We start from the raw sequence: 15,369 nt of genomic DNA on the forward strand, positions 1-15,369 counted from the left end.
TAATGGGATTCATCAAGAATTTGTTCGCACGCTCCAAGCAGGACGCTCTCCAGGAAGCGGCGCCTGATTCGGAATTTGCCAGCTATGGCAGCGCGGCGCCGGCGCCAGCAACGGTGCTGGCACCGGCCGCTGCCGATACCGTCCCCGTCCCGGAGCCGGGCGCCGACAGCAGCGCGCCGCTGCGCCTGCGCGACGCCTTGCGCCGCCGTGGCAGCGGCGCCGGCGGCGACAGCGGGCCTGGCGTCAAGCTGCCGCTGATCGGCCACCTGCCGGCGCAGCGCCAGCTCAGCATCCTGTCCACCGCGCTGGCCGCGTGCCTGCTGCTCAGCGCCGCCGCCGTGGGCCTGAACATCCGCAACAGCAGCGTCACCTCGGCCCAGACCCAGATCGCGGCGGACGCGCTGATGCACTCGCAGCGCGTCGGCAAGGCCGCGCCCAACGCGGTGCAGGGCAACCCCGAGGCCTTCCGCCAGCTGGCCGATAGCCGCAAGGAACTGAACCAGGACTTCAAGCTGATGCAGGCCGGCGGCGACTACCAGGGCCGCAGCATAGGTTCGCCCGGCGCCGCCATGGCCGGCGCGGTGGCCGCCGCGCGCAAGACCTGGGACGCGTCCGAGCGCTCGGCCGACACCATCTTGCGCCTGCAGCCCGAGCTGACCGGCCTGGAAAAAACCCTGCGCCAGCTGGACCGCCTGTCGCCCGACCTGCTGGAGCAGACCGAGGCCATCGCCGCGCTCAAGCTGTTGCGCGGCGGCAGCCCGCGCGAGATGGCCGCCCTGGGCAAGCTCACCATGCTGACGCAGCGCATGAACCGCAGCGTGAGCGAATTCATCACCGCCGGCGGCATCAGCGCCGAAACCGCCTTCCAGCTGGGGCGCGACATCACCGTGTTCCGCAACACCGTCGATGGCTTCCTCAACGGCAGCGAAACGCTGGCGCTGCCGGCCACCCGCGACGCCGAACTGCGCACCCTGTTCACCGAGCTGAAAACCCCGTTCGAGACCTACCAGCAGCTGGTCGGCTCGGTGCTCGACAAGCTGGATAAGTTCACCGCCGCCAAGGTGGCCGAGCAGCAGATCTTCAGTGAAAACGAGGCCCTGCGCCAGCGCCTGGCCGCCGTGCTGTCCGGCTACCGCGACCAGCAGGATTCGCTCAACTACAGCTTCTGGCTGATGGTGGCCGCCGGCCTGCTCACGCTGATGGCTGCCGCCGCCATCGGCCGCGTGCTGCTGCAGGACTCCAACAACCGCACCCGCGGCGCGGACCGCCGCCGCCAGGAAGCGGAAGCCATGCGCCTGCAGGCGCAGCGCAAGGAGGAGGAAGCCAAGGCCATGAACGACCAGAACCAGGCCGCCATTCTGCGCCTGATGAACGAGCTGCAGGAAGTGGCCGACGGCGACTTGACGGTGCAAGCCACCGTGTCCGAGGACATCACCGGCGCCATCGCCGACTCGGTCAACTACACGGTGGAAGAGCTGCGCGGCCTGGTGGGCCGCGTCACCAGCACCGCCGAACAGGTGACCTCCGCTTCCAGCCACGCGCAGAACATCTCCAGCGATCTGCTGCTGGCGTCGCAGCAGCAGTCGCGCGAAATCCAGGACGCCAGCGCCACCGTGGTGAAGATGGCCAATGAAATTACCGAAGTGTCCAAGTCCGCCTCCGAATCGGCCGACGTGGCGCGCCAGTCCGTGGCGGCGGCGCGCCAGGGTTCGACGGCGGTGGAAAACGCCATCAAGGGCATGCACGAGATCCGCGAGCAGATCCAGGAAACCTCCAAGCGCATCAAGCGCCTGGGCGAATCGTCGCAGGAGATCGGCGAGATCACCGAACTGATTTCGGACATTACCGAGCAGACCAACGTGCTGGCGCTGAACGCCGCCATCCAGGCCGCATCGGCCGGCGAGGCGGGACGCGGCTTCTCGGTGGTGGCTGAGGAGGTGCAGCGCCTGGCCGAACGCTCGGGCGAAGCGGCCAAGCAGATCGGCGCGCTGGTGCGCACCATTCAGACCGACACCCACGACGCGGTGGCGGCAATGGAGAAGTCCACCCAGGGCGTGGTGGAGGGCGCGCGCCTGTCCGACGCGGCCGGCGCGGCGCTGTCGGACATCTCGCAGGTGTCGAACCGCCTGGCGGAGCTGATCCAGGGGATTTCCTACGCCACCGGCATGCAGGCGACATCGGCCAGCGGAGTAGCGCAGAATATCCAGCATATCCTGTCGGTGACCGAGCAGGCGCAGGACGGCACCCAGCAAACCGCGCAGTCGATTCACAAGCTGTCCATGCTGGCGCAGGAACTGAAAAACTCGGTATCGCGCTTCCGCATCTCGGCATCCTGATTACTTTGAAAGACCCAGCATGACCCATCCTGATTTTCCGACCGCAGCGCAATTCGACACCGGCCCCTTGTCCTGGGTGATGGTGGAAATCCGCGAGGCGCTGGTCCGCTCCAGGACCGCCTTGTTCGAGGCGGGCGGGCGGGCGCCGGAAGACCAGGCCACCTCGCTGCAGCACGCCCGCAGCCATCTGCACCAGGCGCACGGCGCGCTGCAGATGGTGGACGTGGACGGCGTGGAAGTCATGACGCACAGCGCCGAGGAAGCGCTGGAACGCTTCAAGTCCGGCGCGCTCAAATGCAGCCCGGACAACGCGCAGACCGTCGCCAATCTGTACCAGGCGCTGACCGAATACCTGGAGGAGCTGCTGGAAGGCGCGCCGTTCCAGCCGGTGCGCCTGTTCCCGTACTACCGCGCCCTGCAGGAAATGCTGGGCGCCGAGCGCATCCACCCGGCCGACCTGTTCTTCCCGGACCTGTCGCTGCAGGCGCGCATGCCGGCAGTTGCTGCTGCGTCGGCCGATGCGGCGGCGCCGGACTATCCGGCCTGCCGCCAGCGCTTCGAGCGCGCCCTGCTGCCTTACCTGAAAAGCACGGACGCGGCGGCCCAGCAAACCCACGCGGCGGCGCTGCGCGACGCGGTGGCGCAAGTGGCGGACGCGCAGCAGGACGCCAAGGCGCGCACTTTTTGGCTTGCGCAGCAGGCGTTCGCCGAACTGGTGGCGGCGGGCCATCTTGAAGGCGGCCTGTATGTAAAGCAGCTCTTCGGTTTGATCAATTTGCAGATGCGCCGCCTCACGCAAGGCAATGCGGCGCTGCCGGACGGCATGCTGCGCGAAGCGCTGTTCTTCATCGCTACCGCGCTGGCCGGACCGCACGCGGACGAGGTGTCGCCGCTGGTGCTGCACCTGGCCAGCGTGTTCGGCCTGGAAGGCGCGGTGCCCAGGGACTACGAGGCGCGCCGCTACGGCCAGATCGACGCCGAAGTGCTGGCGCGCGCGCGCCAGGCCATGGCCGAAGCCAAGGCGGCCTGGCAGCATTTGTCCGAAGCGGTGATCGATCCCGCGCTCGATGACGCCTTCGGGCGGGCGCTGGCGACGGTGGCCGTCACCAGCGACAAGCTGGGCATGTCCGCGCTGGCCACGCTGATGCGGCAACTGGCCGACGTGGCCAACGCCGCCGTCACCGCCGGGCGCAGCGAAGCGCTGGCGATGGAAATGACCACCGCGCTGCTGTTCGCCGAACACGGCCTGGAACACATCCGCCACCTGCCGGACGACTTCTCGGCCCATGCCGACACCATCGCCCAGCGCCTGCGGGCCTTGCTGGCCGGCGGCGAAGCGCCCGAGCCGGCGCCCTGGCAGGGCGGCATCGTCCAGCAAATGCAGCAGATGCAGCAGGACGACACGGTGACCGCGCTGGCGCTGGAAATGAAAACCGGCCTGCGCCAGGTTGAGAAAGTGCTGGACGATTACTACGGCGACCCGTCGCTGCACGCGCCGCTGAAGGAGCTGGACGGCGTGCTGCACCAGCTGCAAGGCGCGCTGGCCATCCTGGACCAGGACGACGCCATGCGCGCGGCGCAGCACGTGAAAGACGAAGTGCGCAAGCTGGCCAGCGGCCAGGGCGACGCGTCGCAGGAATCGAAATTGCTGGACGAGGTGGCGCAGAATGTCGGCGCGCTGGGCTTCTTTGTCGACATGCTGGCGCAGAACCCGGCCGCGGCGCGCGAGCGGTTCGCGTTCGACGCGGGGCAGGGCGCCTTCCGCGCCGTGCCGTTCAAGAAGCTGGCCGCCGCAGGCACGGTGCCCGTGCCGGTACTGCAGGAGACGGTTTCGCCGACCACCTCGCCCACGCCTGCGCCTGCGCCCGAACCAGCGCCGCAGGAGAGCGACGCGGCCATTGAGGCTGAGCTGCTGGAGATCTTCATCAGCGAAGCGCAGGAAGTGCTGGAGTTCGTGCGCGCCACGCTGGCCAAGCCGCGTTCCGAATCCGGCAGCGGCGACAACCTGGCCATGCTGCGGCGTTCCTTCCACACGCTCAAGGGCAGCGGGCGCATGGTCGGCCTGAACCAGTTCGCCGAGGCTGCCGCCAGCATCGAGCGCACCATGAATATGTGGCTGGCCGAAGAGCGGCCCGCAACGGAAGCCTTGTTCGGATTGCTCGAACACGCGGGGCAGGAAATGACGGCGTGGGTGGCCGAGCTGGTGGCGCAAGGCGTGTCCGCCCGCAGCGCGGACGCCATCTCCGCCGCCGCCGCGCGCGTGCAGGAAGGCGCCGCCTTCGAATTGCCTGCCGCCGCCGACGACGGCGAAGCAGTACCCGCCGCCGCCTCCGATATCGAGGCCGCCACCGACACCGCCGACACCGACACCGACACCGACACCGACGCTGTCACCGCCGATGCCACGCCAGCCAGCGCCGCGCCTGCCGAACCGGCTCGCGAGCCGGTGCAGGCCAACGGCAACGTCATCGAATTCCCGAGCACCGCCGTCCCGCTGGTGCCGCCGGAGGAAGACAACGTCAAGCACATCGGCGCGCTGACGATACCCCTGCCGCTCTACAACATCTACCTGGCTGAAACCGACGAACTGGTGCGCCTGCTGGTGCGCGACTTCGGCGAATGGCGCCACGAGGCGAGCCGCCCGGTCAATCCCGAAGCGCTGCAAGCGGCCCACACGCTGACCGGGACGTCCGGCACGGTCGGCTTCAAGGCCCTGCGCGACCTGGCCTACGAACTCGAACAGACGCTGGAAACCCTGCAAGCCCCCGCACCGCAGCTCGACCACGCCCAGCATGACCTGCTCGACTTCGCGGTCGAACGCATCCGCCAGATGCTGCAAAGTTTCGCCCTCGGCGAAGTGGCGGCCGAGCAGCCCGAGCTGATCAGCGCCTTGAACAAACTGCGCGCCGAGCTGTCCCAGTCGACCAGCGCAGGCCCCGGCCTCGACGCCCGGCTCGACACGCTGTTCTCTGCCGACAGCGAGCCCGCCGCCATCGAGGAAGCCAGCACCCTGTCCGCCGCGCAGGACGAAACCCCGGCCGCCGAGCTGGACGAGTTGTTTGCCGCCACTTACGCCAGCCTGCTCGCCAGCCCGCCGCCGGTATCCGATTTCGCCAGCCGTGTTCCCTCGGCCGCGCCAGCCGCACCGAAACCGTCCGCCCCAGCCGCCCGCGACGACTTCGACGACCTGTTCGACTCCGCGTTCGACGACGCCTTCGCCGCCCCGCTGTCGCAAATCACCGCGCCCACCGACGCGGACGCGGAAGCGCACGCCGAGCTGCTCGCCTTCGCCGCCCCGGAACCAACGCCCGAACCCGTCCTGACGCTGGTCCCTTCGCCGGAGTCAGAGCCCGTGCCGGAGCCTGCACCAGAACCCGAGCCAGAGCCAGAGCCCGAGCCCGAGCCCGACGTCATCGTTGTCCCCTTGCCGGACGCGCCAGTCGAACTGTCGGCGGCCGTCCCCGGTAGCTACCAGGACGAACTGGACGCGGACCTGCTGCCCGTGTTCCTGGAAGAGGGCGCCGACCTGCTGCCGCAAATCGGCCAGGCGCTGCGCACGTGGCAGCGCAACCCGTCCGACTTCAGCCACGCCCACATGCTGCAGCGCGTGCTGCACACCGTGAAGGGCAGCGCCCGCATGGCCGGCGCCATGCGCCTTGGCCAGCACGCCCATGAAATCGAAACCCACATCGAAAACATGGTCCACGCCAACAGCGCCTCGCCGCAAGCGTTCGAGGAACTGCTGGCCCACTACGACCACGCCCTGGTGCTGTTCGAACAGCTCCAGCAGCCCGCCGCACCGGCCGCCGCCAACGCCATGGCGAATGCCGCCCCTGCCGCCAACGACGCCGCCCCGTCCATGGCGCCGGCATCCGGCGCCGGCGGCACGCCGCCGGCCGCCGCGCGCCCCGCAATCCCCGCCGCGCCCGCAGACGAAACCGACCCCGCCGCCCGCTCCCCGCTGGTGCGCGTGCGCGCCGACATCCTGGACCGCCTGGTGAACCAGGCCGGCGAAGTCTCCATCTCCCGCTCCCGCCTGGAGAACGAAGTAGGCACCCTGCGCACCTCGCTGACCGACTTCTCCGACAACCTGGCCCGCCTGCGGCGCCAGCTGCGCGAGATCGAAATGCAGGCCGAGTCGCAGATAGCCTCCCGCATGGCCATCTCCAGCGAACGCGAATTCGATCCGCTCGAATTCGACCGCTTCACGCGCCTGCAAGAGCTCACCCGCATGATGGCCGAAAGCGTCAACGACGTGGCCTCCTTCCACGAAAGCCTGAGCCGCAGCGTGGACACCGCCAGCGCCGACCTGGCCCAGCAAGCCCGCATGACGCGCGACCTGCAGCGCGACCTGATGCGCGTGCGCATGGTCCCCTTCGCCAGCATCTCCGAGCGCCTGTTCCGCGTGGCGCGCCTGAGCGCCAAGGAAATGGACAAGCGCGTCAACCTGGACATCCGTGGCGGCGCCGTGGAAATCGACCGCAGCGTGCTCGAACGCATGGCCGCGCCGTTTGAACACCTGCTGCGCAACGCCATCGTGCACGGCGTGGAAACCCGCGCCCAGCGCAGCGCCGCCGGCAAGGACGAAACCGGCGAGCTGCTGGTGCAGGTCAGCCAGCAAGGCAACGAAGTGGTGCTGGAATTCAGCGACGACGGCGCCGGCCTGGACCTGGACCGCATCCGCGACAAGGCCCGCCGCATCGGCCTGCTGCACGAAGGCGAAGACCTGAGCGACGCCGACACGGCCGACCTGATCTTCGAGCCCGGCTTCTCCACGGCCGACGCGCTGACCGAACTGGCCGGGCGCGGCGTGGGCATGGACATCGTCCGCTCCGAAGCGCAGGCGCTGGGCGGCCGCGTGGACACCAGCACCGAGAGCGGCAAGGGCGCGCGCTTCACCATCCACCTGCCGCTCACGCTGGCGGTAACGCAAGTGGTGCTGCTGGCCGCAGGCGGGCGCACCTACGCGCTGCCGTCCACGCTGGTCGAGCAGGTGCTGCAGATGAAGGAAAGCGCGCTGCAGGAAGCGCGCGGCAAAGGCTGCGTGGCGCTGCAAGGGCATGAATCGCCGCTGCACTACCTGCCCGCCATGCTGGGGCTGGCCGGCCAGCCGCCCGCGCAGCGTTCCGCGCCGGTGCTCATGCTCCGCAGCGGCAACGAGCGCGTGGCGCTGCAGGTGGACGAGGTGGTGGGCAACCGCGAGGTGGTCATCAAGAACATCGGCCAGCAGCTGGCGCGCATGCCGGGCATTTCCGGCGCCACGGTGCTGGGTTCCGGCGAGATCGTGCTGATATTGAATCCGGTGGCGCTGGCGCAGCATCTGGCCAGCCGCCCGGACCTGGCCGCGCCTGCGGGCGATGCGGAACAGGCGGCGCCGGCGGCGCTGGCCGCTGTGGGCAGCACCATCATGGTGGTGGACGATTCGCTCACCGTGCGCCGCGTGTCGCAGCGCCTGCTCGAGCGCGAAGGCTACCGCGTGCTGCTGGCCAAGGACGGCCAGGACGCGCTGGAGCAGATGCAGGAAAGCCGTCCGGACCTGATGCTGGTCGATATCGAAATGCCGCGCATGGACGGCTTTGATTTGACCCGCAATGTGCGCGGCGACGAGCGCACCAGGGACATCCCCATCATCATGATCACCTCGCGCAGCGCGGACAAGCACCGCAATTATGCGATGCAGCTGGGAGTGAATGCCTACTTCGGCAAACCGTTCCAGGAGCCGGTGCTGCTGGGCGCGATCGAGGGGCTGCTGGCGGACCAGCGGCGGGCTACGTAACCTTTACCACCGCGTAGCGCTCCAGCGTGCGCTTGCGCGCTTCGTCGTGCATCACCAGCGGCTCGGGATAGTTATCGCCGAGCCGCACGCCTTTGTCCGCCAGCAGCATGCGCGGCACGGTCCACGGCGCATGGATTTCCTTGCTGCCCAGCTGCGCCAGTTGCGGCAGATAGCGCTTGATGAACTTCCCCTCGCCGTCAAACTTCTCCGACTGCGTAACCGGATTGAAAATGCGGAAATAGGGCTGCGCATCGCATCCCGACGACGACGCCCACTGCCAGCCGCCGTTATTGGCCGACAAATCAAAGTCGTTCAAATGCTGCGCAAAATAAGCCTCGCCCCGGCGCCAGTCTATGCCCAGGTCCTTGATCAGGAAGCACGCCGTCACCATGCGCAGGCGGTTGTGCATATAGCCGGTGCGGTTCAGTTGCAGCATCGCCGCGTCCACCAGCGGATAGCCGGTGCGGCCCTCGCACCAGGCCGCGAACAGCTCGTCCGCCTCAGGCCCGGTCTCCCACGCGATGGCGTCGTAGGCAGGCTTGAACGACGCCCCCGCCACATGCGGATGGTGATACAGAATCATCATGTAGAACTCGCGCCAGATCAGTTCCGACAGCCACACCGCGCCGCCTTCGCCCGCCAGCCCGCGCGCCGACAGCTCGGACACCGTGCGCACCAGATGCCGTATCGACACCGTGCCAAAGCGCAGGTGCAGCGACAGATAGGACGGCCCCTTCACCGCCGGATAGTCGCGCGCCGTGCCGTAGTCCGCCACGCGGGACAGGAAATCGTCGAACAGCTGCGCGCCGCCGCTCATCCCGGCGGGGATCTTCAGCTCACCCAGATTGGTGCGCTCGAAGCCCAACTGCTCCAGCGCAGGGACCGGGGCGGCCAGTTCTGCGGAGGCGGGCGGCGGCGCGAAGCGGGCCGCCAGCGGCTCCACCGGCAGCGCGGCGAGGCACTCCGGCTCGGCCAGCATCTTCTTCAGCCACGCGTTCTTGTAGGGCGTGAACACCGAAAACGGCGTGCCCGACTGCGACAGCACCTCGCGCTTTTCGAACACCACCTGGTCCTTGAAGGTGAAGAAAGGCCGCGCGTCCGCCGCCAGCGCCTTGGCCACCGCGTCGTCGCGCGCAATGGCGGTCGGCTCGTAGTCATGGCTGGCGATCACCGCGTCCACGCCCAGCTCGGCCGCCAGGCGTGGAATCTCCTGCTCCGCCGCCGCGTGGCGCACTATCAGGTGTCCGCCCAGCTGGCGCAGCTCGGCGGCCAGCTCCGTCACGCAGGTATGGATGAATTCCACCCGCCGGTCCGCGCGCGGCAGGCCGTCCAGGATGGTTTTGTCGAAAATGAACACGCAATGGACGCGCGCGCTGCGCTGCAAGGCATGGTGCAGGGCGGCATGGTCGAAAGCGCGCAGATCGCGCCGGAACCAGACCAGGGTAGTGCTTTTTGTCATGTTTTGTCGATTTAATGGCCTTGCGGGACGTCGCCCGGGGCGGCCGCAACGTGGCTGCGGCGCGTTTCATAGTAAACTATGGCCTGAACCATTATAAAAGAACACCCGCAGCCCAGCAGAGAGAGCAACGCGTATGAAGAAAACTAAAGCTGGTCACGCTCTGCCCGCTCCCGGCCGTCGCCCGGAGTCCGATGACCCTTTGGCGCCCGTGGCAGCCAGGGACAGCGCCGCACTGAATCTGGCGAACCACTTCCTGATCGCCATGCCATCCATGCAAGACCCCGTTTTCGGCGGCACCGTCGTCTATGTGTGCGAGCACAACGAAAACGGCGTGCTCGGCGTGGTCATCAACAAACCCACCGACATGACCATGCAGGTGCTGTTCGAGCGCATCGACCTGGAACCGGCCTCCGACCTGGCCCCGGCTATCGTTGATGAACCCATCATGTTCGGCGGCCCGGTGCAGGACGACCGTGGCTTCGTGCTGCACACGCCCGGCGCGCGCTATTCGTCCTCGCTCACCGTGACCGACGATGTCGCCTTCACCACCTCCATCGACGTGCTGGAAGCGGTGGCGCGCGGCAACGGTCCGGAGCGCATGCTGGTGTCCATCGGCTACTCGGGCTGGAGCCCGGGCCAGCTGGAAGACGAAATCAGCCGCAACGGCTGGCTCACTGTGGGCGCCGACGCGCACATCCTGTTCGAGCTGCCGGTGGAAGAGCGCTATTTCGCCGCCATGAAACTGCTCGGCTTCGACCCGCTGATGCTCGCGTCCGAAGCGGGCCACGCCTGATGCGGTGCTGAGCGTGGAGAAACTCGACACCATCCTCGGCTTCGATTTCGGCATCAAGCGCATCGGCGTTGCCATCGGCAACAGCGTGCTGCGCACCGCCTCGCCGCTGGCCGTCATTTCCAGCATCGGCAACGACGCCCGCTTCGGCGAGATCGCCGCCCTGATCCAGCAATGGGAGCCCACCCTGTTCGTGGTCGGCCTGCCCAGCCATCCGGACGGCACCGCGCACGACATGACCGCGCGCTGCCGCAAGTTCGCCAACCAGCTCCACGGCCGCTTCAGCCTGCCGGTGGTGCTGGTCGACGAGCGCTACTCGTCGGCCGTCATTTCGGCCAAGCGCGGGGAGGTCATCGACGACCGCGCCGCCTCCATCATTCTGCAACAATACTTTGACGAATATGTCCCTTCCAACTAACTCCACCGCGCCCTCCGCACTCGATGCGGAAGCGCTGTACGCCGAGCTGCTGCAGCAGGTGAAAGCCGGCCTGGCCGACGCCCACGAACCGGCCATCGTCGGCATCCATTCCGGCGGCGCCTGGCTGGCCGAGCGCCTGGCCGCCGACCTGGGCCTCTCCGCGCGCTGCGGCGTGCTGGACGTGTCCTTCTACCGCGACGACTTCGCCAAGAAGGGCCTGCCGGCCGAAGTGAAGCCCACCCAGATCGGCTTCGACGTGGCCGGCGCCACCTTGCTGCTGGTGGACGACGTGCTCTACACCGGCCGCACTACCCGCGCCGCCATCAACGAGCTGTTCGACTACGGCCGCCCGGCCAAGATCATGCTGGCCGCCCTGGTCGACCGCGGCGAGCGCCAGCTGCCCGTGGCCGCCGACTTCGTCGCCGCCAAAGTCGCGGTGCCGGCCGGGCAGGCCCTGGTGCTCAAGCGCACCGAGGCCGGACAATTCACGCTTACCATCGAAAACGACCATGCTTAATCCGCAACTGAACAAACACGGCGAGCTGCAGCACTTGCTGTCGATCGAAGGGCTGCCCAAGTCCATCGTCAACCACATCCTGGACACCGCGTCCTCCTTCGTCGGCGTGTCCGACCGCGAAGTGAAGAAAGTGCCGCTGATGCGCGGCAAGAGCGTGTTCAACCTGTTCTTCGAGAACTCCACGCGCACCCGCACCACCTTCGAGATCGCCTCCAAGCGCCTGTCGGCGGACGTGATCAACCTGAACATCTCGGCCTCCTCGGCCAGCAAGGGCGAGTCCCTGCTCGACACCATCGACAACCTGTCGGCCATGCACGCCGACATGTTCGTGGTGCGCCACTCGCAGTCCGGCGCGCCCTACCTGATCGCCAAGCACCTGAACGACCACAAGCAGCACCACGTGCACGTGGTGAACGCGGGCGACGGCCGCCACGCGCACCCCACGCAGGGCCTGCTGGACATGTACACCATCCGCCACTACAAGAAGGACTTCACCAACCTGACGGTGGCCATCGTGGGCGACATCCTGCACAGCCGCGTGGCCCGTTCCGACATCCACGCGCTGACCACGCTGGGCGTGCCCGAAGTGCGCGCCATCGGCCCGCACACGCTGCTGCCGGGCGGCCTGGAGCAGATGGGCGTGCGCACCTTCACCAACATGGATGAAGGCCTGAAAGGCGTGGACGTCATCATCATGCTGCGCCTGCAGAACGAGCGCATGAACGGCGCGCTGCTACCGTCGGCGCAGGAATACTTCAAGAACTACGGCCTCACGCCGGAGCGCCTGGCGTTGGCCAAGCCGGACGCCATCGTCATGCACCCCGGCCCGATGAACCGCGGCGTGGAGATCGACTCGGCCGTGGCCGACGGCCCGCAGGCGGTGATACTGCCGCAGGTCACGTTCGGTATTGCAGTCCGCATGGCGGTGATGAGTATTTTGGCAGGGGCGAAGGAATGAAACTGGTAATCAAGAACGGCCGCGTGATCGACCCGGCCAACGGCGTGGACAGCGTGCAGGACCTCTACATTGAAGACGGCAAGATCGCCGGCGTCGGCCAGGCGCCGGCCGGCTTCAGCGCCGGGCACAGCTTCGACGCCAGCGGCCTGGTGGTCGCCCCCGGCCTGGTCGACCTGTCCGCGCGCCTGCGCGAGCCGGGCTACGAATACAAGGCCACGCTGGAATCGGAAATGCAGGCCGCCATGCAAGGCGGCGTCACCAGCCTGGTGTGCCCGCCCGACACCGACCCCGTGCTCGACGAGCCCGGCCTGGTGGAAATGCTCAAGCACCGCGCGCGCCGCCTGAACCAGGCCCACGTGCACCCGCTGGGCGCGCTCACCATGGGCCTGAAAGGCCAGTCCATCACCGAGATGGCCGAGCTGACCGGCTCCGGCTGCATCGGCTTCTCGCAGGCCGAAGTGCCGGTGGAAGACACCACCGTGCTGCTGCGCGCGCTGCAATACGCCAAGACCTTCGACTACACCGTCTGGCTGCGCCCGCAGGACGCCCATATCGGCCGTGGCGGCGTGGCCCACAGCGGCCCGCTGGCCTCGCGCCTGGGCCTGTCCGGCGTGCCGGTGATGGCCGAAACCATCGCCCTGCACACCATCTTCGAACTGATGCGCAGCACCGGCGCGCGCGTCCACCTGTGCCGCATCTCCTCGGCCGCCGGGCTGGAGCTGGTGCGCGCGGCCAAGGCCGAAGGGCTGCCGGTCAGCTGCGACGTCGGCGCCCACCACATCCACCTGACCGACGCCGACATCGGCTTCTTCGACTCCAACGCGCGCGTGACGCCGCCGTTCCGCGCCCAGCGCGACCGCGACGCCATCCGCGCCGGCCTGCTGGACGGCACCGTGGACGCGATCTGCTCCGACCACACCCCGGTGGACGACGACGAAAAGCTGCTGCCCTTCGGCGAAGCGTCGCCGGGCGCCACCGGCCTGGAGCTGCTGCTGTCGCTGGCGCTGAAATGGGCCGGCGACTACGCCGCCGCCCAGCCCGGCGTGGGCGAGGGCCGCGCGCTGGCGCTGGCCATCAGCCGCATCAGCGCCGACGCCGCGCGCGTTTCCGGCCTGGACCGCGGCCAGAACGCCGGCCAGCTGTCGGTGGGCAGCGTGGCCGACATCTGCATCTTCGACCCGGCCGCGCGCTGGACCGTGCAAGGCAGCGCGCTGGCCAGCCAGGGCAAGCACACGCCCTTCCTCGGCTACGAGCTGTCGGGCCAGGTGCAGGCCACCATCGTCGCCGGCCGCATCGCCTACCAGCGCAACGCCCGCTAGGCCCGCCGCCCGCCCGCGCGCTCCGCCCGTTTTTTGTCATTTTCAGTTTGGGGTCAGTTCTACCATCGCGTCATGCTTTGCGGCATGACGCGATGGTAGAACTGACCCCGTCTTAAGGTGTGAATATTTTGCTCATTTACCGCTTGCTGCGGGTGGTGCTGCACGTGCTGTACGGCATGGCGGTGTGCGCCACCATCTTTCCGTGGATAGGGCCGGAGGCGCGCAATCGCCATATCCGGCGCTGGTCGCGCTCCTTGCTGGGCATCTTCAATGTGACGGTGGAGCTGGCGCCGGACAGCGCGCCGCCGCTGGAGCACGCCATGGTCGTGGCAAACCATGTGTCCTGGCTGGATATTTTCGTGGTCGACGCGCTCCATCCCTGCCGCTTCGTGGCCAAGGCGGAGATCCGCTCCTGGCCGCTGGCCGGCTGGCTGGCGGAGAAGGCGGGCACGGTGTTCATCGCGCGCGGCAGCAAGCGCGATCTGCGCAATATCTTCAAGGGCCTGGTGCATAGCCTGCAGGCGGGCGAGCGCGTGGCCTTCTTCCCCGAGGGCACCACGGCGCCGCAGGGCACGCTGCTGCCTTTCCATGCCAATCTGTTCGAGGCGGCGGTGGACGCCAGGGTGATGGTGCAGCCGCTTGCGCTCAGCTATGCGGACGAGGCCGGCGGCCACCATCCGAATGTGGATTTTATCGGCGAGACCACTTTTGCCGAGAGCGTGCTGGCCATCCTGCGCGGCCCGGCGGTGCGCGCGCGCCTGCGCTATTTGCCGCCCATGGACGCTGCCGGCGCCCACCGCCGCGACCTGGCGCAGGCGGCGCATGATGCTGTCGAGTCCGGCCTGGGCATCGCGGCGGATCATGGCGGGTTACGCGCGCAGCGCTAACCCGCCGCGCGCAGCCGCAGCCTATTTTTTGCCGGAGTGCTCGCGGTACTCCGGGCACTGCACCTGCATCAGCGTCCTGTCGTCCAGGCATACGGCCGACAGGTAGCCGCCCCACACGCAGCCGGTGTCGAGCGCGATCAGGTTGGGCGTGAGCATCAGCCCCAGCGCGGACCAGTGGCCGAACACCACCGTCACGTCCTGCGTACGGCGGTCCGGCACCTCGAACCACGGCATCAGGCCGCTGGCCGGGTCGGCCTTGGCGCTTTCCTTCTGCTTGAAATCCATCACCCCGTCCATGCTGCAGAAACGCAGCCGCGTCAGCGCGTTGACGATGCAGCGCAGCCGCGCCGGACCGCGCAGCTCGTCGCGCCAGGCATCCGGCTGGTTGCCGTACATCTGCGCCAGGAAGCCGGTCCAGCCGGGGCCGCGCAGCGCCGTTTCCACTTCGCCGGCCAGCGCCATCACCTGCTGCGCGTCCCACTGCGGCAGCACGCCGCCGTGCACCAGCAGGTGGCGGCCGCGCTGCAGGGCCATGGGCCGCGTGCGCAGCCAGTCCAGCAGCGCGGCGCCGTCCGGTGCTGCCAGGATGTGCTCCAGCGTGTCCGAGCCGGAGGCGGGGCGGATGCCGTTGGCCACCGCCAGCAGGTGCAGGTCGTGGTTGCCCAGCACGGTATCGATGCGGCCCTCGCTGGCCACCGCCAGCGCATGCACATAGCGCAGCGTGGCCAGCGAGTCCGGACCCCTGTTGATCAGGTCGCCCGTGAACAGGATGGAGGGCGCCGCACCTTCCTGCGCCAGGATGCGCTCGACCAGGGCGACAGTCTGCTCGTGGCAGCCTTGCAGGTCGCCGATCACATAGGTTTTCATGGGTGTTGCGATTAAGGAAATAAATTAATTGTAAGGAGCGCT

10 protein-coding genes are annotated in these 15,369 nt (G+C 68.2%); 8 read left to right on the forward strand and 2 right to left on the reverse strand.

What is annotated here, in order from left to right:
* Window positions 1–2: 2 nt before the first annotated feature.
* Both AC07S4_RS12485 and AC07S4_RS12490 read left to right on the forward strand, forming a co-directional pair.
* Window positions 3–2,336: a methyl-accepting chemotaxis protein gene (locus tag AC07S4_RS12485; protein ID WP_494986952.1), complete on the forward strand. Its 2,334-nt coding sequence runs from the start codon at window positions 3–5 to the stop codon at window positions 2,334–2,336.
* A 19-nt stretch (window positions 2,337–2,355) separates the two neighbouring features.
* On the forward strand, window positions 2,356–8,112 hold the full coding sequence (locus AC07S4_RS12490) for a hybrid sensor histidine kinase/response regulator (RefSeq protein WP_494986953.1): 5,757 nt from the start codon (window positions 2,356–2,358) through the stop codon (window positions 8,110–8,112).
* On the opposite strand, the gene AC07S4_RS12495 is transcribed toward AC07S4_RS12490, so the two are convergent.
* Window positions 8,105–9,571, reverse strand: a complete 1,467-nt coding sequence (locus AC07S4_RS12495; RefSeq protein ID WP_494986954.1) for a cryptochrome/photolyase family protein — start codon at window positions 9,569–9,571, stop codon at window positions 8,105–8,107. The two genes, AC07S4_RS12490 and AC07S4_RS12495, sit on opposite strands and share 8 nt — an antisense overlap.
* A gap of 133 nt (window positions 9,572–9,704) precedes the next feature.
* Here AC07S4_RS12495 and AC07S4_RS12500 point away from each other — a divergent pair, with 133 nt between their 5' ends.
* From AC07S4_RS12500 to AC07S4_RS12525, 6 genes are all read left to right on the forward strand, one after another.
* The gene (locus tag AC07S4_RS12500; protein WP_161073836.1) at window positions 9,705–10,364 is read left to right on the forward strand and encodes a YqgE/AlgH family protein; all 660 of its coding nucleotides are present in this window, start codon (window positions 9,705–9,707) and stop codon (window positions 10,362–10,364) included.
* A 7-nt stretch (window positions 10,365–10,371) separates the two neighbouring features.
* Window positions 10,372–10,779, forward strand: coding sequence for a Holliday junction resolvase RuvX (gene ruvX / locus AC07S4_RS12505; RefSeq protein WP_161073880.1), 408 nt, complete (start codon window positions 10,372–10,374; stop codon window positions 10,777–10,779).
* Window positions 10,763–11,296, forward strand: coding sequence for a bifunctional pyr operon transcriptional regulator/uracil phosphoribosyltransferase PyrR (gene pyrR / locus AC07S4_RS12510; RefSeq protein WP_161073835.1), 534 nt, complete (start codon window positions 10,763–10,765; stop codon window positions 11,294–11,296). Before ruvX ends, pyrR begins: the two co-directional genes overlap by 17 nt.
* A complete protein-coding gene (locus AC07S4_RS12515; RefSeq protein ID WP_494986955.1) occupies window positions 11,289–12,254 on the forward strand; it encodes an aspartate carbamoyltransferase catalytic subunit in 966 nt (321 codons plus the stop codon). The genes pyrR and AC07S4_RS12515 overlap by 8 nt, the downstream gene beginning before the upstream one ends.
* Complete coding sequence (locus tag AC07S4_RS12520; protein WP_494986956.1) at window positions 12,251–13,573, forward strand: dihydroorotase; 1,323 nt, start codon at window positions 12,251–12,253, stop codon at window positions 13,571–13,573. Before AC07S4_RS12515 ends, AC07S4_RS12520 begins: the two co-directional genes overlap by 4 nt.
* A 119-nt stretch (window positions 13,574–13,692) precedes the next feature.
* The gene (locus AC07S4_RS12525; RefSeq protein WP_494986957.1) at window positions 13,693–14,460 is read left to right on the forward strand and encodes a lysophospholipid acyltransferase family protein; all 768 of its coding nucleotides are present in this window, start codon (window positions 13,693–13,695) and stop codon (window positions 14,458–14,460) included.
* Between the two features lie 21 nt (window positions 14,461–14,481).
* Here AC07S4_RS12525 and AC07S4_RS12530 read toward each other — a convergent pair whose 3' ends face one another.
* On the reverse strand, window positions 14,482–15,327 hold the full coding sequence (locus tag AC07S4_RS12530) for a symmetrical bis(5'-nucleosyl)-tetraphosphatase (RefSeq protein WP_494986958.1): 846 nt from the start codon (window positions 15,325–15,327) through the stop codon (window positions 14,482–14,484).
* Window positions 15,328–15,369 lie beyond the last annotated feature (42 nt).

Source organism: Pseudoduganella sp. GW821-FHT05F09, from assembly GCF_059419605.1.